Genomic DNA, 18,184 nt, shown 5'->3' on the forward strand with positions numbered 1-18,184 from the left:
GGAACCCGGCCGGATCCCCGGGCTGGTCGCTCGGCGCCGGACCCCGCCCGATCCCTCCGCACGGGGCCGGTCCGGAGCCCGGCCTGCCGGAGCCCGCCCCTCAGAGCCGGACGACCAGCTTCACCGCCGACACACCCTCGTGCAGCCGGTCGAGGGCGGGCTGCAGCGCGGCGAGCCCCTCACCCACCACCTCGGGCGCCGGGGCGCAGACGTGACGGCCCTCGGCGAGCGCCGCCGGCAGGTGGTCGCGCCACAGCATCGGCCCCACCTCGTTCGTCATCAGCGAGCCGCCCCAGACGAAGCGGGCGCGGATGCCGCGGCGCCGGGCCGCGATCTGCAGCGCCGCGGTGCCGCCGACCACGCGCAGCATCGTCCGTACGAAGGCGGCGCTGACACCGCGCCGACGCGGGAGCGAGCCGAACGAGACGGAGGGGCTGGCCAGGGCGACGCGTCGCGCTCCGGTGCCCGCGGCCACCGCCACCGACGGAGCACCGGAGCCCGTCCCGATCGCGAGCACCCCCGCGACCTCATGGCCCGCGAGCGCCGCCACCAGGTCGGCGACGACGGTGGGGCTGCGGTAGTCGAGCACGATCTCGGCGCCCAGCTCGCGCATCCGATCGTGGTTGCGGGGGGACGCGGTCGTCGCCACGCGGTGCCCGGAGGCGACGGCGAGCTGGATCGCGTTGCTCCCCACGCTCGTCGTCCCGCCCCAGACCACGACCGTCCTGCCCGTCGGCCGGACCGGGACGCTCGGGTGCAGCAGGGCGAGGTGGTCCCGCTGGAACAGCGCCGTCGCCGCCGTCGAGACCGCGAGCGGCAGCACCGCCGCCTCCTCGAAGCCCAGCCGGTCGGGGATCGGCGCCGCCAGGTCCTCGCGCACGACCGTGTACTCCTGGAAGGCGCCCTCGTCGCGGTTCCGCCGCCCGCGCTCCATCCCGACCGCGTACGCGACGACCCGGTCGCCGACGGCGAAGCGCGTCACTCCAGGGCCGACCGCCTCGACCACTCCCGCCACGTCCTCCCCGAGCACCGCCGGGTACGGCACCCACCGGAACATCAGATCGCCCGTCCACTGCTTCATCTCGTCGACCGGATTCACGGCCAGGGCGCGGTTGCGCAAGAGGACCTCCCCCGGACCGGGGACGGGCATCGGAGCGGGGCGGACGACGAGGTCGGCCCGCGGGGCGGTCAGCAGGGCGGCGGCGTTCTCGGGCACGGGCGGCTCCAGTCGGAAGTGATGGCAGGACGTGTCGTCACACTACTCCTGATGACACGTCGTGTCGTCAGCTATCCTGGGCGGATGTCACGCTGGGCCCCCGATGCCGCCCTCCGCCTCGAGCAGGCGGCGATGGAGCTCTTCGCCGAGCACGGCTACGCGGGCACCACCGTCCCCGCGATCGCGGAGCGCGCCGGGCTCACCACCCGCACCTTCTTCCGCCACTTCGCCGACAAGCGCGACGTCCTCTTCCTCCGCGAGCGCGAGTTCCCCGAGATCGTCGGCCGCCTGCTCGCCGGCGCCCCCGCCGGCCTCGCGCCGATGGACCTCGTGATGCACGGCCTCGAGGCGGCCGCCTCGGGCGACCTCCAGACCTGGCGCGCTCCGATCGCCGCCCGCCGTGCCGTCGTGCGCTCCGAGCCGCAGCTGCGCGAGCGCGAGCTCCTGAAGTCGGCCGCCCTCGCCGAGAGCATGCGCGCCGCCCTCGTCGACGCCGGAGTCGCGCCGGAGGACGCGGCCCTCGCCGCCCTCGCGGCCTCCGCCCTCTTCGACCTCGCCCTGGAGCGCTGGCTCGCCGCGCCCGAGGGGTCCCTCCTGGTCGACGTCCTCCGCGCCGAGCGCGCACGCCTCGGCGCGCTGCTCGCGCGCTGACCCCGCATGACGCTGTCGAGGCGTCGCGAACGGTCGTCCTCCGCGGCGGGAGGCGGCCGTTCGCGACGCCTCGGACCGGCGAGCGGGGGACGATCCGCTCAGAGCGCCCAGGGGAAGGCGGGGGCGTTCGAGCGGGCGCCCTGCGCGGCCTTCGAGCGGCCGGGCTCGCCGAGCTCGGCGAGCAGCGCCTCCGACTCGCCGACGAGGACCGCGAGCGCGCCGGGCGTGAACCAGTCGGGGCGCAGGGCGAACAGGAGGTCCTCGGTCGCCGTGTTGCCGCTGGCGCCCGGTGCGAAGGGGCAGCCGCCGAGGCCGCCGAGCGCGCCGTCGACCACCGCGGCCCCGGCCTGCACGGCGGCGATCGCGTTCGCGACGCCCGAGCCCCAGGTGTCGTGGCCGTGGAACACGATCTCGCGGGGCGGGGCCTCCGCGGCCACGCGCGAGACGAGCGACGCCACCTGGCCGGCGTGCGCCTGACCGAGCGTGTCGCAGACGACCACGTCGGCCGCTCCCTCCGCCCGCGGGTCGCGCGCGATCGCGAGCACGCGCTCCGGGTCGACCGGGCCCTCGAACGGGCAGGTGAAGGAGGTGGCGATGCACAGCTGGATCCGCCCGCCGACGCTCTCGGCGAGCGCGACCGCCTCCGGCATCGCGGCCATGCTCGCCTCGGTCGGTCTGCCGACGTTGGCGAGGTTGTGCGAGTCGGACGCGGAGAAGCAGTACTGGAAGCGGCGCGCCCCCGCAGCGGCCGCACGCTCGACGTGGCGCGGAGTCGCGACCCACACCCAGCACCGCTCCAGCTCCTCGGGAGTGAGCGCGGCGATCACGTCGAGGGTGTCGGCCATCGGAGGGACGAGGTCGCCGCGCGCGAGCGAGCCGATCTCGAGCTCGGGCACTCCCGCGGCGAGCAGCGTGCGCGCGAGGTCGACCTTGCGCTCGGTCGTCAGGAGCTTGCCGGTGAGCTGCAGGCCGTCGCGGAGGGTGACGTCTCGCAGGCGCGCGGTGGCGAGCGCGGTCACCGGCCGGCCTCCTCGGCAGCGGCGGCGGAGGGAGCGGCAGGAGCCCCGCCGGCGGAGGGAGCAGCGGGACCGGTGCGCCGGAGCATCCCCAGCACCTCCTCGGTGTCCTGGCCCAGGTCGGGCGCGAGCGAGCGGATGGGGAGGGAGCGGCCGCCGAGCACCGGCACGATCCCCGGGAAGCCCACGCCGCGCAGAGTGCCGCCGGCGTCCTCGACGTCGAAGGCCTGGATCATGTCGCGCGCCGCGTACTGCTCGCTCGCGCTGATGTCGGCGGCCGTGTAGATCGGGCCGGAGGGGACGCCCTCGTCGTCGAGGACCGCGAGCGCCTCGGCGGCGGTGCGGCCCGCCGTCCACGCGCCGATCGCCGCGTCCAGCTCGTCGCGCCGGGCCCAGCGCTGCTCGTTCGAGGCGAGCGCCGGGTCCTCGCCCAGGTCGGCGCGGCCGATCACCGCCATCAGCCGCTGGAAGATCGCGTCCGCGTTCCCCGCGATCACGATGCTCGCCCCGTCGGCGCAGGTGTAGGCGTTGGTCGGGGCGATGCCCTCCATCCGCCCGCCGACGCGCTCCCGGACGATGCCGTGCGCCTGGAAGTCGGGGATCAGCGACTCCGTCATCGAGAACATCGCCTCGTGCAGCGCCACGTCGACGACCCGCTCCGCCAGCGGTGCCGGATCCAGCCCCGCGGAGCGGCGGGTCTCGCGCTGGAACAGCGCCATCATCACTCCGTAGCCCGCGTACAGCCCGGCGATCGAGTCGCCGATCGAGACGCCGACGCGCACGGGCGGCCGGTCCGGGTCGCCGACCAGCTCGCGGAACCCGCCCATCGCCTCCGCGACCGCCGCGAACCCGGGCCGGGCCGACAGCGGGCCGGTCTGCCCGAACGCGGAGATGCGGCCGATCACGATGCCGGGCCGGGCCTCGTCGAGCACGTCCGGCCCGATCCCCCAGCGCTCGAGCGTGCCGGGCCGGAAGTTCTCGAGCACCACGTCGCACTCGGCGACCAGGCGGCGGACGGCGTCCCGCCCCTCGTCCGTGCGCAGGTCGAGCGCGATCGAGCGCTTGTTGCGGTTGATCGTGTGGAAGAGGAGCGAGGTCTCGGACCCCTCGTGCAGCCGCCAGCGGCGCAGCTCGTCCCCCGTGCCGGGCCGCTCCACCTTGATCACCTCGGCGCCGAAGTCGGCGAGCAGTCGGCCAGCCGTGGGCGCCGCGATGAAGTTGCCGAGCTCGAGGACGCGGACGCCCGCGAGCGGGAGGGGTGCGGTCATGGCACGGCCTTTCGCTCCCGTCGAGGCTAGCGCGGAGGACGGCGCCACCCCCTGCCCTCACGCGGACGCCCGACCTACACTTGCCGGACATCATGCGCAGACACACCCTCACTCCGCGACCGGACTGGCGAGCCCGCTGCGACGAGATCGGCTTCAGCTTCTACGACCTCCCCTCCGAGGGCGGCCGCCCCTACTGGAACGAGTCCGCGGCGTACTCCTTCGAGCCCGCCGAGATCGACCTGCTCGAGCGCACGACCTCGGAGCTCTTCGACCTCTGCATGGAGGCCTGCGAGCTCGTGGTGCGGAAGGGCCGCTTCGCCGAGTTCGGCATCCCGCCCCGCTTCCACGAGCTGGTGCGCACCTCGTGGGACGAGGACGACCCCACGGTCTACGGCCGCTTCGATCTCGCCTACGACGGCGCGGGCGCGGTGAAGCTGCTCGAGTTCAACGCCGACACCCCGACCTCGCTGGTCGAGACCGCCGCGGCCCAGTGGCAGTGGCTCGTCGAGACGAAGGGTCCCGACGCCGACCAGTTCAACAGCCTGCACGAGCAGCTCGTCGAGCAGTGGCGCCACCTCCGCCTCGAGCGCTGGAGCCTCGACGAGGGCGCCCGGCTGCACCTCGCGTCGCTGCACGACTCCGGAGACGGCGAGCTGATCGTCGAGGACGCCGACACCGTCGCCTACATGGCCGAGACCGCGGCGCAGGCCGGCTTCGACCCCAAGCTGATCTTCGTCGAGGACATCCGCTACGAGCTCGACGGCGCCGGCTTCCTCGACGGCGACGGCGAGCCGATCCGCCACGTCTTCAAGCTCTACCCGTGGGAGTGGATGCTCGGCGAGCAGTTCGGCGGCCTCCTCCTCGACCGGCGCGAGCGCACCCGCTGGGTCGAGCCGGCGTGGAAGCTCCTGCTCAGCAACAAGCAGCTGCTGGTGGTGCTGTGGGAGATGTTCCGCGGCCACCCGAACCTGCTGCCCGCCTCCGTGCATCCGCTGCCCGGCACCGCCCAGGTGCGCAAGCCGCGCCTGGGGCGGGAGGGCGCCAACGTGACGGTCCTCGACGCCGACGGCTCGGTCGTCGCCGAGAACGGCGGGAGCTACGGCGCCGAGGGCTTCATCCACCAGGAGCGCGCCGAGCTGGCCCGGGTCGACGGGAAGACCGTCGTCATCGGCAGCTGGATCGTCGGCGAGACCCCGGCCGGCATCGACGTGCGCGAGACGAGCAGCCTGATCACCGGCGACCTGGCGGAGTTCGTCCCCCACTACATCGAGGGCGGACGGAGCGACGGGGCCGCGACGGACGCGGACGCCGCGTCGGCCGCCTCCCGCCCCGGGCACGGCGCCACCCCCGCCTACGGCGCTCCCGCGTCCGGCACCCCCGCGCCCGAGTACGGCGCCCCCGAGCACGACCGGCCGCAGGACACCCGCGCGGCCCGCCCGCAGGACGAGGAGACCCGATGACGGACGACGACCGCACCCCCGGCGATTCCGGGACGCCGAACTCCGGGAACGACTGGGGCAGCCGCGAGCCCGCGGCGGGCTCCGGCACGCCGAGCGGCGGCTCGAGCGGCGGCACCGGCCGCGGCGACGGCCCCACCCGCACCGCTCCCCACCGCTCCCGGAGCGTCGGCATCAGCGGCATCGCGAAGAACCGCCGCGGCCTGCTCATCGGCGGCGCGGTCGCGGTCGGCGCGGTCGGCCTCGCCGTCGCCCTCGCGAACGGCGGCCCCTCGACCGACGGCGTCGTCGCCACGGGAGCGGACGGCCAGGACTACGTCATCCCCGAGAACGCCGAGCGCCCCGTCTACGCGAGCCGCGAGGACTGCCTCGCCGACGTGCGGGAGCAGATCGCCCAGCTCCAGGCGCAGGGCGAGGAGGTCGGCGACGACCCCGAGCAGCTGTGCGAGGCGACCGACGAGTACCGCGGGCACTACGCCGGCGGCTTCTGGCTCGGCCCGCTGATCTTCGCGTCCTCGCGCTGGAACTCGACGCGGGCGACCAGCTGGGCGCCCGTCGCGTCCGGCGGCTTCGCGGCCCGCGGAGCGACCCAGCCCGACGTCGTGCAGCGCGCGCCGGCCGGCTCGACCGTCGGCTCGAAGGCGACCCTCTCCGGCGGCTTCGGCGCCTCCGGCAAGTCCGGCTTCGGCTCCACCGTCGGCGGCTGACCGCGGCGCACCTCCGCCCTCGCGCCCGGGACGCGGGGCGAGACATCCGCCGAGACACCGCTCGCACGCCGGCCGTCTCGTCGATCACGGGGACGGCTCGCCGCCGCTCCCGCTCTCAGGAGGAGGGCGTCGCGCTCGGGAAGAAGTGCCGCTCGACGGGATCGCCGTCGGCGTGGGTCAGCGCCGCCGCGCGGATCTCGCGGTCGCGGCCGGTGAGCCGCTGGGTCTCCTGCCGCCGGAACTCGCCCCACGAGGGCACCATGAACGTCTCCAGCTGCACGTCGGCCTCCTCCCCGCTCCGGTAGAGCGCCCACCGCGAGGCGCCGGTCCGGCGGCGGGAGCTCTCCAGCAGCCGCATGGCCGATCGGAAGTCCGCGAGGGAGTCGGGGCGGACCGTCCACGAGATCTGCACCATCACCGGCCCGTCCGTCGGCTCCGGCTCGAACACCAGCGTGGGCGTGGGCCACGACATCGAGATGCTGCGGTCGACGGTTCCCGTCCCCGGCAGCAGGGGCAGCACCCGCACGCTGGCCGCCACGAGGAGGAGCAGAGCGGCCGCCGCGGCGTACGCGGGCGCGGTGCCGAGCACCTGCGCGGCCAGGCCCCAGCCGATCGACCCGACCGCCATGGTCCCCATGAAGACCAGGATGTAGATCGAGGCTCCGCGGGACCGCACCCACTGCGGCAGTGTGAGCTGCAGTGCCGCGTTCAGCACGGTGAGGGTGCCGATCCAGGCCAGCCCCGCGAGGACCAGCAGCAGCAGCGCCGGGACGAGGGGCAGGAAGGCCGCCGCGAGCGTCCCCGCCGCGAACAGCACGGCGCTCGCCCCGATGACGACGTCGTCCGAGAGCTTCCGGCGGGCGAGCGGCAGGGCGAAGACGCCGAGCACGGCACCGGCACCGAGGGCCCCGAGGAGGAAGCCGTAGCCGCTGGAGTCGAGCTGGAGGCGCTTCGCGGTGAGCGGCAGCAGCGCCCAGAGCGCACTGGCCGGCAGGGCGAAGAGCGCGGAGCGGAGGAGGATCCGGCGGACGAGGTGCGCGGAGGCGACGTACCGGATCCCTCCCTTCAGCGCGGCGCCGAACTGCTCGCGGTCGTCGAGGCCGGTCTGCGTCGGCCGCTTCCACCAGAGCAGAGCGAGCACGGCGCCGATGAAGCTCAGGGCGTTGATGCCGAAGACCACCGGAGCGCCGAACGCCGAGAGGACGACTCCCGCCAGGGCCGGGCCGACCGCGCGGGCGCCGTTCACCGTCACGCCGCCGAGGGCCGACGACGCCGCGATCAGGTTCCGGGGCACGAGCTCCGGCTGGATCGCCTGCCAGGCGGGCGAGGTCAGGGTGGAGGTGATGCCGAGGAGGAAGGTGAAGGCCAGGATCGTCCACGGCGTCAGCGCGCCGACCGCCGCCACGACCGTCAGAGCGGCCGCCAGCAGCGCGCTGGCCGACGACCCCCAGATGAGCAGCCGCCGCCGGTCGAGCGAGTCGGCCAGCACGCCCGCGGGGAGGGCGACGAGGATCGAGGGCGCCAGGCTGGCCGTCTGCACGAGCGCGACGACCGCCGCGCCCGCGGCCGCCTCGACCAGGTACCACTGGGCTCCGACGGTCTGCATCCAGGTGCCGATGTTGCTGCCCAGCTGGGCGAACCACAGCACGCGGAAGGCGGTGATCGCCATGGGCGCCCAGGCCGACGGCTGCGCCGGCGCGGACGTCTGCGCCGGGGCGGCAGGAGCCGGAGCGACGTCCTCAGTCACGGGGCACGGCCTGCCGCACCGAGAAGAGGTTGCCGAACGGGTCCAGCAGCTGGCACAGCCGCTCCCCCGTGAACACCGTCTTCGGACCGCGGTGGGCGACGGCGCCGTTCGCCGTCCAGTCGGCGACGACGGCGTCGACGTCGGGGACCGTCCAGTACGGGCTCGTGCCGTCGGGTCCGGGCCGGTTCAGCTCGTCCCGCTCGTGCAGCGTCAGGCGGGTGCCGTCCAGGTCGTAGGCCACGAGCGCCTCGCCGCGGACGACGGGCTCGCGCCCGAGCCGCGCCGAGTACCAGTCGATCGCGGCGTCGAGGTCGTCGACGAAGTAGAAGACGTTTCCGACTCCGGCGAACTCCGTCGTCGTCATGCTCGGGCCGGCGGGAGGGCGTCGCGGAGGAAGGCGAGCGAGGGGCCGATGGCCGCCTCCGTGTACCCCTCGGCGTGACGGGTGCCCGGGATCAGCTGCAGCGTGCTGGCGACTCCGACCGCGGAGAGCGCCGCCTGCATGGCCTGCGCGTCGCTCACGGGGACGAACTCGCCGAGCGAGTTGGCCAGGAACACCGGCCCGCCGTCCGGGGAGGCGTGGCGCGTCGTGGAGGCGGCGGTGAGCAGCCCGCGGTCGCCCCCGACCTCGTTGAGGATCGTCCAGCGCAGGAAGGCGTCGTTCCGGCCGGTCTGGTTGATGTCGGCGCTCTTCATGGCGTCGAGGTCCTGCGTCGTCGGCGTGGCCGGGAGGTCGTCGGTCGCCTCGACGATGCCGAGGAGGTCGAACATCCCCGACCAGCTGACGGCGGGCCGGCCGGTGGCGATCGCGGCCTCCACGACCAGGTTCCCGCCCGCCGATCCGCCGAAGAACGCCAGTCTGCTCCGGTCGAACGCCCACTCGGACGCGACCGCCCACCGCTCCGCGGCGAGCACGTCGTCCCTGCTGGCCGGGAAGACCGAGTCCGGAGCCTCGCGGTAGTCCGCCGCGAACACGAGGTAGCCGGCGTCGACCAGCATCGTCGCGAGCGCCCGCTCCTTGCTCTTGTCCCCCCGGAACCACCCGCCGCCGTGGATCAGCACGACGGCCGGCCGAGCGGCGTCCTCGGCCGGGGACACCGACCTGCTGTACACGTCCAGCACCTGCGGCGACGACCCCCCTTCGACGTACGGAACCCCGATGCTCACTGACGGCTCGTCCGACACGGTGACCCCCTCCGGTCCAGATTCTCGACTGCAGTCAGACCGTAGGAGCCGGGGGCGGCGCGAGCCAGGCCCTGCAGGGGTCACCCAGGAGGGCGCCCGCAGGCCCGCCTCCCGCGGCGGCGCCGATCGCGACTAGCCTCGGAGGGTGTTCCTGACCGAGCCGTACGGCTTCCGCGACCGCTCCGCCCTCGACGAGCGCCGGGCCCTGCTCGAGGACGAGCCCTCGGTGCAGCCCCTCCGGGCGTTCCGCGAGGAGCTCCTCGCCCGGCGCATGCGCAGGCATCCGGGTGCCGTGGTGCCCGACTTCGACCCGGCCGAGGCCGGCGTCGAGGCGCGTGCGCTCATCGTGCTGGAGGCCCCGGGACCGATGTCGACCGGCCCCGACGGCTCCGGCTTCGTCTCGGTCGACAACGACGACGCGACCGCCGCCTCGACCTGGACCCTCCGCGACCAGGTCGGACTGCACGCCCGCACCCTGGTCTGGAACATCGTGCCGTGGCAGCTCGACGGCGCCCCCGACGCGGACGAGGTGCGGCAGGGCGCGATGGAGCTGCGCCGGCTCCTGCCGCTGCTCCCCGACCTGCGGGTCGTCGTCAACGCGGGGACCGCGCCGACCAGCGGCTGGAAGAAGAACATCGAGCCGTACCTGGTCGACGGCCCGACCGTCATCGACTCGTGGAGCCCCGGCCAGCGGGCGATGAGCCAGCCCCGCAAGCGCGACGAGCTGAAGCGCGCCTTCGAGCGCGCGACGCACCTGGTCGGCTGAGCCCCCGGGGCTCCGAGGCGTCACGAACGGTCGTCATCCGAGCCGGGAGGCGGCCCTTCGCGACGCCTCGACCGCCGGCGGGCGGTCCGCTCAGGCCGAGCGGGCGTCCCGCAGCGCATCGGCCGACTGCTGCGCGGCGCGGCGGACGTCGCGGTCCGGGTCGCGGAGCATGCCCGTCAGGACGGCCTCGACGCTCGCCGCGAACTCGCCCTTCGCGTCGCGACCGGAGGAGATCCCCGCCAGAGCGGCCGCCACGAGAGCGCGGGCTCCTGCCGCGCGGACCCGGGGGTGCTCGTCGGTGGTCAGGCGGGACAGCTTCTTCTGCCCGCCCAGCACGCGCTCGGCGCAGACGCGGGCGCACATCTCGCGGACGCGCCAGGAGGGGTTCGCGAGTCCGGCGGTCACCGCGTCGGCGGCGTCGTCGTCCCAGACGTAGAGGAGCGCGCGGGCGCCCCAGAGCTCGGGCCAGTAGAGGGAGGGTGCTCCCTTGAGGATCCCGTCGGCGTGCTCGCCGCCCACGGTGAGGAGGAAGGACTCGCCCTCGTACCCGCCGGTGAGCAGGGCCGCGGATCGCAGAGCGACGTTGCGCTCCCCCTCGCGGGCGACCTGCGCGCGCAGGCGCTCCTCGAGCGGATCGGTGAGGGTGACGGTCGGTTCGTTGTCGCGTGCCATGAGGCTCCCGAGAGTACTCGCCCGCCCCGCGCCTTCGAAGACCCGCAGCGTTCGGCGCCGCGGCGGTCGGCCCTCTCCGTCCTGCGGCGATGGTCCGATCAGCACTCGTGCCACCTGCTGGTCGAGTGGCGCCGCAGGGACCACGGCTGAGGGACGCCTGGTAGATTCGATCCGATCGACCCCCTCCCAAGCCTCTCCGCGATGCTCACATGGGAGGGGCCTTTTTCTTCGGCACCGAGGTACTGCGATGGCACGGAAACCGAGCCTGTCGTGGAAGCAGCAGGTCCAGCTCCTCCGAGACCGCGGGCTCGGCATCGCCGACGGGGAGGCCTGCACGAGCTACCTGGCCGCGCAGAACCACTACCGCTTCTCCGGGTACGCCCGCTAGTTCCAGCAGGCTCCGCACGACGGGGACGACTCGTTCGCGGACGGAGTCTCGTTCGAGGACGTCCGAGCGGTCTGCGACGCAGATGAAGCGCTGCGGCAGAGCCTGCGTGCTCGACTGGCCCGTGCCGAGATCCTTCTCCGCAGCCGTACGGCTCATGTCATCGCTCGTGAGGACGGCCCGCACGAGTGCTCTCTCGAGAAGAGCTTCTACTCCGAGTCTCCGAACGCGGAATCGACAGTCGATTCGTGCCTCCGCGACATCGAGCGCAGCAGGGAACGGCATGTCCTCCGCTTCACGGAGCTCCCCGGCGGCAGGGGCGCGGCCGCCTTCGGCGAGCTACCGGTGTGGTCGGCCGTCGAGGCCTGGTCCTTCGGAACTCTGTCGAGATGCATCGAGCGAGGGGCACGAGGATCGCTTGCGGGGGGACGTCGCGTCCGGTCTGGGAGTCGCCCGAGCCGGTTTCGCCTACCGGGTCCGCGCACTCGTCTACCTGCGCAACCGGTGCGCTCACCACAGCCGGCTCTGGAACCACTCCGTGATCGATGCGGGCCCCACGCCCAACAACGTCCGTGCGAAGGCGAAACGTCTCGCCGGGCAGTTCACTCCGCGCTCGGTCGTGGACGTCATCGCTTCGTTGGACGACATCCTCCTACGAGGAGCGGACGCGGCCCCGATCCTTCCGGAGCTCGTCGCCGAGCATTCCCTGCACGACGTGTTCTGGCGAGGGCTCACGACGCCCCGGACCCCCCTCGATCATCGAGGACCGCAGTGGGAGCGACGCGTCCGGGACGGTCCCGCCCGCCCCGCGCCACGGCGGATGCCGCAGCGGATCGGACGATGCCCGCCCGCTCAGGAGGCGCCCACCGGGAGGTCGGCCCCGCCTGACTATGCTGGTGCCACCCCCGGCAGCCGAGCCCTCTGAGCCTCGTCCGCGCCGGGGTGGCGCGGCTCACCCGCCCGGGGAGCGGAGGAGGTCCTCTCATGGCCGATCGGCCGAACCTCCGCCATGTCGCGGCGGTCGCGGGCGTCTCGCACATGACCGTGTCGCGCGTGCTCAGCGGGCACCCCAACATCAAGGAGTCGACCCGCCAGAAGGTCCTCGAGGCGGTCGACGAGCTCAACTACAGGCCGAACATCGCCGCCCGCTCCCTCGTCACGCAGCGCACCGACCGCATCGGCGTGATGATCGAGAGCGGCGCCGAGTACGGGCCGTCGAGCACCCTCCGCGCGATCGAGCGCGCCGCCCGCGAGAAGGGGTACTCGATCACCTCCGTCGCGCTGCGGCCGGACCTCGAGATGACCCCCACCGACGCGATCGCCCACCTGATGGGCCTCGGGATCGACGCGCTCTGCGTGATCGCGCCGCGCTCCTCCTCCGTGGCGACCCTCCGCACCGTCGAGATCGGCGTGCCGACGCTCGTGGTGAAGAGCGATAAGGATCCGAGCTTCCTCACCGTCTCGGTCGACCAGCAGGCCGGCATGTTCCAGGCCGTCGACCACCTGGGGAACCTCGGCCACCGCGACGTGCTGCACCTCTCCGGCCCCCTCGACTGGCTCGACGCGCGCGCCCGCGAGCGCGCCTTCCACAGCCGCGCGAAGTCGTGGGGGATGCACGAGCGCCCCATCGTCATCGGCGACTGGACCCCGGACTCCGGGTACGACTTCGCCGCGAGCCTGCAGTCGGTGCCCGACTTCACCGCGATGGTCGTCGCGAACGACGAGATGGCGCTCGGAGTGATCCACGGCCTCGTCGAGCGCGGGATCCGCGTGCCCGAGGACATGAGCATCGTCGGCTTCGACGACCTGCCCACCGCCCGCCACTTCCTCCCGCCGCTGACGACGGTCCGCCAGGACTTCGACAAGCTCGGGACGACGGTCGCCGAGGTGATCCACGCGAGGATCCGCGGCCAGGAGATCCCGCAGCGCACCCGGATCCCCACGGAGCTGGTGATCCGCTCCTCCACGGCCGCTCCCCGATCGTGACCCTCCTGTTCCCGTCCCGCCGCATGCGCTCGCGTATCATCGGCGGCAGCCCCTGGCACGCCGGACCCTGACGGCGCGCCGCACACGAACCGAGGACGGCACGTGGCGATCTCATCGAGGACGACCCGGAGCTCCGCGGCACCCGTCGTCGAGATGACCGGCATCCGCGTCTCCTTCGCCTCCGGACCCGCTCTGACGGACGGGAACCTGCGGCTGGTGCCGGGCGAGATCCACGGGCTGATGGGCGAGAACGGCGCGGGCAAGTCCACGCTGATCAAGACGCTCACCGGCATCCACCAGCCCGACGCGGGCGAGATCCTCGTCGACGGCGTCGCCCGGCGCTTCAGCGGCCCGGCGGAGGCGAAGGCAGCGGGCATCACGGCCGTGTTCCAGGACGAGCGCCTCACCGACAACCTCAGCATCGGCGAGAACGTGATGCTCGGCCACGAGGTCCGCGGCCGCTTCGGCATCTCCTGGTCGCGCACCCACCACCGCGCGGCCGAGATGCTCGCCGAGCTGGGCCTGGAGGACCTCGATCCGCACCTGCCGCTGCGCTCGCTCTCGCCGGCGATCCGCCAGCTGGTCGCGATCAGCCGCGCGATGGTCGACCGTCCGCGCGTGCTCGTGCTCGACGAGCCCACCTCCAGCCTCGACCTCAGCGACGTGGCCCGCCTCTTCACGGTGCTGCGGAGGCTGCGCGACCAGGGCGTCGCGATCCTGTTCGTCTCGCACTTCCTCGAGCAGGTCCTCACCCTCAGCGACCGGCTGACGGTGCTCCGCGACGGCGGCACCGTCGGCGAGTACCCGGCGCACACCATGGACCGCGCCGAGCTGATCGCGAAGATGATCGGCAAGGACATCGATGCGCTGCGGCAGATCGGCTCCGACCGCCGCGAGCACCGCCGCCAGCCGGTCGGCCCGGCGATCTACCGCGCGCACGGGATCGGCCGCCGCGGCGCCGTGGGTCCGACCGATCTGGAGCTGCACCGCGGCGAGATCGTGGGCTTCGCGGGCCTGCGCGGCTCGGGGCGCACCGAGCTGGCGTCGCTGGTGAGCGGGGTCGAGAAGCCGGACACCGGCGAGGTGCTGATCGACGGCCAGCCCGCGCACATCTCCGACCCGGTGTCGGGCCTGCGCCACCGCATCGCCCACTCGAGCGAGAACCGCCGCGAGGACGGGATCATCGGCGACCTCTCCCTCCGCGAGAACCTCGTGCTGGGCCTGCAGGCTCTGCGCGGCTGGGCGCACCCGCTCTCGGCTGCCGAGACCGACACCCTGGTGCGCACCTACGTCGAGGCGCTGAACATCTCGCCGGCCGACCCGGACATCCCGGTGAAGTACCTCTCCGGAGGCAACCAGCAGAAGGTGGTCCTCGCGCGGTGGCTCGCGACCCGTCCGCGGCTGCTCGTGCTCGACGAGCCGGCGCGCGGGATCGACGTGGCGTCGAAGGTCGAGATCCAGGCGCACATCGCGCAGCTCGCGAAGGAGGGGGTGACCGTCGTCTACATCTCGTCCGAGCTGGAGGAGGTGGTGCGCCTCAGCGACCGCATCGTCGTCTTCAAGGACCGCGAGAAGATCGGCGAGGTCAGCAACGGCCCCTGGCTCACCGTCGACACGATCGTCGAGATGATCGCCGCCGACCGCGACGACGACCTCGACGACGACGACTGACCTCCCCCGCCGGCCGAGCGGCCGCACCGTCCACCGGGTCTCGATGAGCCGTCCGGGCTGCTCGACCGCCAGGACCTCGGCGCGCCGGCGGGTCCCGCTCGGGCGCCGGGCCTGCGAGGATCCGGGGGTGGACGATCAGCGACCGGACGAGCTCGCGGAGCTGCAGCGGCGCGCCTACGGCCGAGGCTCCGACATCGAGCGGGACCCCGGCGCGCTCGCCCGGCTCTCCGCGCTCGAGGCCCGCGTCCGTCCCGCCCTCGGCACCGCACTGCCGGGCGCGGTGGTTCCCGCGGACTCCGGGGACGCGGCGCCGGAGGACGCGGCACCTCCCGCGGACGCCTCCGCCGACGAGGCGTCCGACCCCCTCGGCCACGTCCCGCCCCGCCGCTCCCGTCGGCGCGGCCTCCTCCTCCCCGCCGCGCTGGCCGCGACGGCCGCCGTCGCCGCGGGGGCCACCCTCCTCGCCACCGCCGAGGACGGACAGCCCGGCCGCGAGGTCGCCGTGCTGCCGCTGTCGAACGGCACCGACCTCCCCGGCTGGGAGGGACTGGGGTTCGACGGATCGGTCACCACCGAGGACTTCGGCGGGCTCACCGTCGTGCGGCAGAGCCTGCCCGCCGACACGGGGCTCACCGTCGTCCGGCAGCGCCGCTCCTCGAGCGCCGGCTCGTGCCTCTCCATCGTGCGGACCGCCGAGCCGCAGGACGGCCTGTTCTTCCAGGGCTGCACGGCCGGAGCGTTCCCCGCGGTCGCGCAGTTCACCGTGACGTCGGCGGCGCCGGAGGCCCTGCGCGAGCGGTTCCCGATCGGCACGTCCCTGCGGTTCGCCCTCGAGGGCGACGAGATCCGCGTCCGATCCGACGCACCCTGACCACTCAGATCCCCGTCCGTCCGTGCGGATCGCCCACCTTCTTCGACTCGCTCGACCCGCGCTCGCGCAGGAACACGGCGAGCGCCGCCATGCTGCCCGCCGCGAGGAACTCCGACTGCCAGTTCTGGAGCGTCCGGTTCCAGAAGTCGGCGGAGGAGACGTAGCCGAGCCAGTCGACGGGCGCCTCCAGGCTCGTCAGCTGCTCCTCGTTGTAGGCCACGACGCCCGTCACCGACTGCGCCGCCCAGGACAGCAGGAACACCGCCCCCATCACCAGCAGCAGCGAGTGCGAGAACAGCGCCTGCCGCAGGCCGCCGGCGGACGCCGAGGGCGGCGAGTCGTCCTCCGCGGACGCCCCCGCCTTCTGCTGCTCGTCGGTCTCGAGGCCCTCCTCGCCCACCCGCTTCGACTCGGGCGAGCCGCGCTGCACGAGCCAGACGGTCGCGCCGATGTAGAGGAAGAACTGGAGGTACTCCGACTGCCAGTTCTCGGCGACGTCGATCGCGAAGTCGGAGGAGGTGACGAAGCGCCAGTAGCCGACCTCCCGCAGCCCCTCCGCGACCTGGGTGTCGTTGTACGCGGCGAGCCCGGCGAACGACTGCCCGAGGAGAGCGAGCAGGAAGATCGCGAGGAAGAACAGCGAGAGTCCGTTCTCGCGCGGGAAGCGGCGCATCCGGCTCACCTCCCGAGGATCCCGACGGCGAAGAACCCGATCAGGCCGAGCACGATCACGGCGTAGTACAGGGCGGAAGCGGTGCGCACGTCAGCTCCCGTCCAGGACGCAGTCGAAGGGCGCGTCCGCCACCGGCGTGCACCCCGCCGCGCGCACCAGCCAGCCGTCGTCGCCCGGGGTGAGGAACACCGCGCTGCCGCCGGAGCGCACGATCGCCGCCCGGCCGTAGACCTCGGCGTCCCCTGCTCCGTCTTCCGCGATCCCGAGCTCCAGCACGCCGCCGGGGCAGTCGCCCTACCGGTCCTCCACGGCCTCGCGGGCGGAATCGGTGAGCAGCGCGCACGCCGCGCGGCCGTCGCCGTCGGCGAGCGCGGAGAGGAAGGCGTCGGCCGCGCGGCGGGCCGCCGTGCCGTCCGCGGAGCATCCGCAGAGCGCGAGCACGAGGGCCGCCGTCGCGGCCGTCGCGGGGACGGAGCGCGATCGAGGGAGCATCATGGCCAGGGAAGCTACTCCCGGGCCCGACCACCGGGCAGAGGGTTACCATCGGGCCCTGCGGGCCCCGCGACCGGATCGTTACCGAAGCGCACCGCCGTGCTGTTGCGTCACAAGAATTGTTCACGGTAACATTTCGACGTGGCGCTGCTTCGGCCGGCGCCCACTGCACATCCTGCACTCACCGCACCTCGGGCCGCTAGGCCCGCATTCGAGGCCCTTCGGGGTCCACCATCTCGGGCACTCTCTTCGTGCCCGCGATCTCAAGGAGGAGATCTATGTCCAAGACGAGGCGTATCGGCCAGTTCCTGGGTTTCGCAGCAGTCGGCGCACTCGCGTTCGGACTCGCGGGCTGCTCGGGCGGTTCCGGCACCGATTCGGGCTCCGGCTCGAGCGGTGACCTCACCACCGTCGGCTTCGTGGCCGTCGGCCCCGAGGGCGCGTGGCGCCAGGCGAACGAGACCAACATCGAGGACACGTTCACCAAGGACGCCGGCTTCGACCTGAAGTACGCACCCGCCACCAACGGAGACCAGAAGTCGCAGATCGACTCCTTCACCTCCTTCGTGGACGAGGGCGTCGACATCATCCTGCTCTCCGCCACGGAGGGCTCCGGCTGGGAGGACTCGCTCGAGCGCGCCCAGGAGGCCGAGATCCCGGTCATCCTGATCGACCGCGGCATCGAGCCGGACAACACCGACCTCTACGTGACCCGCATCGCGCCGGACAACATCGCGGTCAGCACCTCGGTCGCCGACTGGGCCAAGACCACCTTCCCGAGCGGCGCGAAGTACTTCACGCTCGAGGGCCCCGCGGGCGTCTCGGTCGTCAACGAGCGCAACGAAGGCTGGGACGAGGTCATCGGCGCCGACTCGAAGTTCACCAAGATCGGCGCGCAGACCGCGAACTGGTCCACCGAAGAGGCCAAGAGCGTCTTCGAGACCGTCCTGAAGTCGAACAACAACGACGTCCAGCTGGTCTTCGCCCAGAACGACGAGATGGGCCTCGGCGCTGTCCAGGCCGTCCAGGAGGCCGGCCTCACCCCCGGCACCGACGTCAAGATCGCCACGATCGACGGCACCAAGAACGCCCTGCAGGCGCTGGCCGACGGCGAGCTGAGCTTCGTCGCCGAGTACAACCCGCTGTTCGGCGAGACCGCCCTCGACGCGGTCGAGAAGACCCTGGCCGGCGAGACGGTCGAGTCCTCGATCGTCGTCCCGAGCGAGACCTTCGACTCGCCCGAGGCCGCCACCACCGCGCTGCCCGACCGCAAGTTCTAGTCGCTCAGCACCACCGGTCGCCCGGCGTCCTCCTCGACGCGGCACCACTCCCCCGGAGCGACCGGGGCCGGCCCACCCGCCGGCCCCGGTCGCTCCGACCCTTCGGCGCACCTGTTCGGCTGCGCCCCGCTCGAGAACGGA

At 73.5% G+C, this 18,184-nt stretch carries 19 protein-coding genes and 1 pseudogene; 10 read left to right on the forward strand and 10 right to left on the reverse strand.

The window, feature by feature from the left end; genetic code table 11:
• Nucleotides 1-100 precede the first annotated feature (100 nt).
• The gene (locus C5B98_RS08165; protein WP_104263313.1) at nucleotides 101-1,216 is read right to left on the reverse strand and encodes a zinc-binding alcohol dehydrogenase family protein; all 1,116 of its coding nucleotides are present in this window, start codon (nucleotides 1,214-1,216) and stop codon (nucleotides 101-103) included.
• A gap of 84 nt (nucleotides 1,217-1,300) precedes the next feature.
• On the opposite strand from C5B98_RS08165, the gene C5B98_RS08170 reads away from it, so the two are divergent.
• Nucleotides 1,301-1,867 (forward strand): TetR/AcrR family transcriptional regulator, encoded by a 567-nt coding sequence (locus C5B98_RS08170; protein ID WP_159940693.1) that lies wholly within the window; start codon nucleotides 1,301-1,303, stop codon nucleotides 1,865-1,867.
• A gap of 98 nt (nucleotides 1,868-1,965) precedes the next feature.
• Here C5B98_RS08170 and C5B98_RS08175 read toward each other — a convergent pair whose 3' ends face one another.
• Nucleotides 1,966-2,886 carry a hydroxymethylglutaryl-CoA lyase gene (locus C5B98_RS08175; protein ID WP_181065492.1) on the reverse strand — a complete coding sequence of 307 codons (921 nt, stop codon included), beginning with the start codon at nucleotides 2,884-2,886 and terminating at the stop codon, nucleotides 1,966-1,968.
• The gene (locus C5B98_RS08180; RefSeq protein ID WP_104263314.1) at nucleotides 2,883-4,151 is read right to left on the reverse strand and encodes a CaiB/BaiF CoA-transferase family protein; all 1,269 of its coding nucleotides are present in this window, start codon (nucleotides 4,149-4,151) and stop codon (nucleotides 2,883-2,885) included. The genes C5B98_RS08175 and C5B98_RS08180 overlap by 4 nt, the downstream gene beginning before the upstream one ends.
• 92 nt (nucleotides 4,152-4,243) lie before the next feature.
• On the opposite strand from C5B98_RS08180, the gene C5B98_RS08185 reads away from it, so the two are divergent.
• Nucleotides 4,244-5,611: a glutathionylspermidine synthase family protein gene (locus tag C5B98_RS08185; RefSeq protein WP_181065493.1), complete on the forward strand. Its 1,368-nt coding sequence runs from the start codon at nucleotides 4,244-4,246 to the stop codon at nucleotides 5,609-5,611.
• Nucleotides 5,608-6,315, forward strand: coding sequence for a hypothetical protein (locus tag C5B98_RS08190; RefSeq protein ID WP_104263316.1), 708 nt, complete (start codon nucleotides 5,608-5,610; stop codon nucleotides 6,313-6,315). The genes C5B98_RS08185 and C5B98_RS08190 overlap by 4 nt, the downstream gene beginning before the upstream one ends.
• Before the next feature lie 115 nt (nucleotides 6,316-6,430).
• Here the strand turns inward: C5B98_RS08190 and C5B98_RS08195 are convergent, their stop codons facing one another.
• From C5B98_RS08195 to C5B98_RS08205, 3 genes are read right to left on the reverse strand one after another with little or no spacing between them, the layout of a single operon-like run.
• Nucleotides 6,431-8,062 (reverse strand): MFS transporter, encoded by a 1,632-nt coding sequence (locus tag C5B98_RS08195; protein WP_258062150.1) that lies wholly within the window; start codon nucleotides 8,060-8,062, stop codon nucleotides 6,431-6,433.
• Nucleotides 8,055-8,426: a VOC family protein gene (locus tag C5B98_RS08200; RefSeq protein WP_104222402.1), complete on the reverse strand. Its 372-nt coding sequence runs from the start codon at nucleotides 8,424-8,426 to the stop codon at nucleotides 8,055-8,057. Before C5B98_RS08200 ends, C5B98_RS08195 begins: the two co-directional genes overlap by 8 nt.
• Nucleotides 8,423-9,160: an alpha/beta hydrolase gene (locus C5B98_RS08205; protein ID WP_159940689.1), complete on the reverse strand. Its 738-nt coding sequence runs from the start codon at nucleotides 9,158-9,160 to the stop codon at nucleotides 8,423-8,425. The genes C5B98_RS08200 and C5B98_RS08205 overlap by 4 nt, the downstream gene beginning before the upstream one ends.
• Nucleotides 9,161-9,392: 232 nt before the next feature.
• Here C5B98_RS08205 and C5B98_RS08210 point away from each other — a divergent pair, with 232 nt between their 5' ends.
• Nucleotides 9,393-10,013, forward strand: a complete 621-nt coding sequence (locus C5B98_RS08210; RefSeq protein ID WP_104222400.1) for a hypothetical protein — start codon at nucleotides 9,393-9,395, stop codon at nucleotides 10,011-10,013.
• 90 nt (nucleotides 10,014-10,103) lie between these two features.
• Here C5B98_RS08210 and C5B98_RS08215 read toward each other — a convergent pair whose 3' ends face one another.
• Nucleotides 10,104-10,685, reverse strand: a complete 582-nt coding sequence (locus tag C5B98_RS08215; RefSeq protein WP_244230570.1) for a HEAT repeat domain-containing protein — start codon at nucleotides 10,683-10,685, stop codon at nucleotides 10,104-10,106.
• Between the two features lie 247 nt (nucleotides 10,686-10,932).
• Between C5B98_RS08215 and C5B98_RS17255 the strand changes: the two genes are divergently transcribed.
• The 5 genes and pseudogenes from C5B98_RS17255 to C5B98_RS08235 all read left to right on the forward strand — a co-directional run bounded on the left by C5B98_RS17255 (nucleotide 10,933) and on the right by C5B98_RS08235 (nucleotide 15,598).
• Entirely contained in the window at nucleotides 10,933-11,073 is a 141-nt protein-coding gene (locus C5B98_RS17255) for a hypothetical protein (RefSeq protein WP_181068391.1), read from the forward strand.
• Between the two features lie 78 nt (nucleotides 11,074-11,151).
• Nucleotides 11,152-11,958: pseudogene (locus tag C5B98_RS08220) on the forward strand (Abi family protein); the annotation flags it as partial.
• A 96-nt stretch (nucleotides 11,959-12,054) separates the two neighbouring features.
• Entirely contained in the window at nucleotides 12,055-13,056 is a 1,002-nt protein-coding gene (locus tag C5B98_RS08225) for a LacI family DNA-binding transcriptional regulator (RefSeq protein WP_104222399.1), read from the forward strand.
• A 153-nt stretch (nucleotides 13,057-13,209) separates the two neighbouring features.
• The gene (locus C5B98_RS08230) at nucleotides 13,210-14,727 is read left to right on the forward strand and encodes a sugar ABC transporter ATP-binding protein (protein WP_104222487.1); all 1,518 of its coding nucleotides are present in this window, start codon (nucleotides 13,210-13,212) and stop codon (nucleotides 14,725-14,727) included.
• 127 nt (nucleotides 14,728-14,854) lie between these two features.
• On the forward strand, nucleotides 14,855-15,598 hold the full coding sequence (locus tag C5B98_RS08235) for a hypothetical protein (protein ID WP_104222398.1): 744 nt from the start codon (nucleotides 14,855-14,857) through the stop codon (nucleotides 15,596-15,598).
• A gap of 4 nt (nucleotides 15,599-15,602) precedes the next feature.
• On the opposite strand, the gene C5B98_RS08240 is transcribed toward C5B98_RS08235, so the two are convergent.
• From C5B98_RS08240 to C5B98_RS08250, 3 genes are all read right to left on the reverse strand, one after another.
• Entirely contained in the window at nucleotides 15,603-16,271 is a 669-nt protein-coding gene (locus C5B98_RS08240) for a DUF6766 family protein (protein WP_104222397.1), read from the reverse strand.
• 90 nt (nucleotides 16,272-16,361) lie between these two features.
• Nucleotides 16,362-16,547, reverse strand: a complete 186-nt coding sequence (locus C5B98_RS08245; RefSeq protein ID WP_104222396.1) for a hypothetical protein — start codon at nucleotides 16,545-16,547, stop codon at nucleotides 16,362-16,364.
• An 18-nt stretch (nucleotides 16,548-16,565) separates the two neighbouring features.
• Nucleotides 16,566-16,766, reverse strand: coding sequence for a hypothetical protein (locus C5B98_RS08250; protein ID WP_104222395.1), 201 nt, complete (start codon nucleotides 16,764-16,766; stop codon nucleotides 16,566-16,568).
• Between the two features lie 275 nt (nucleotides 16,767-17,041).
• On the opposite strand from C5B98_RS08250, the gene C5B98_RS08255 reads away from it, so the two are divergent.
• Nucleotides 17,042-18,043 (forward strand): ABC transporter substrate-binding protein, encoded by a 1,002-nt coding sequence (locus C5B98_RS08255; RefSeq protein ID WP_104222394.1) that lies wholly within the window; start codon nucleotides 17,042-17,044, stop codon nucleotides 18,041-18,043.
• Nucleotides 18,044-18,184: the final 141 nt, after the last annotated feature.

Source organism: Rathayibacter sp. AY1A5, from assembly GCF_002930875.1.
In the GTDB taxonomy this organism is placed as follows: Bacteria; Actinomycetota; Actinomycetes; order Actinomycetales; family Microbacteriaceae; genus Rathayibacter.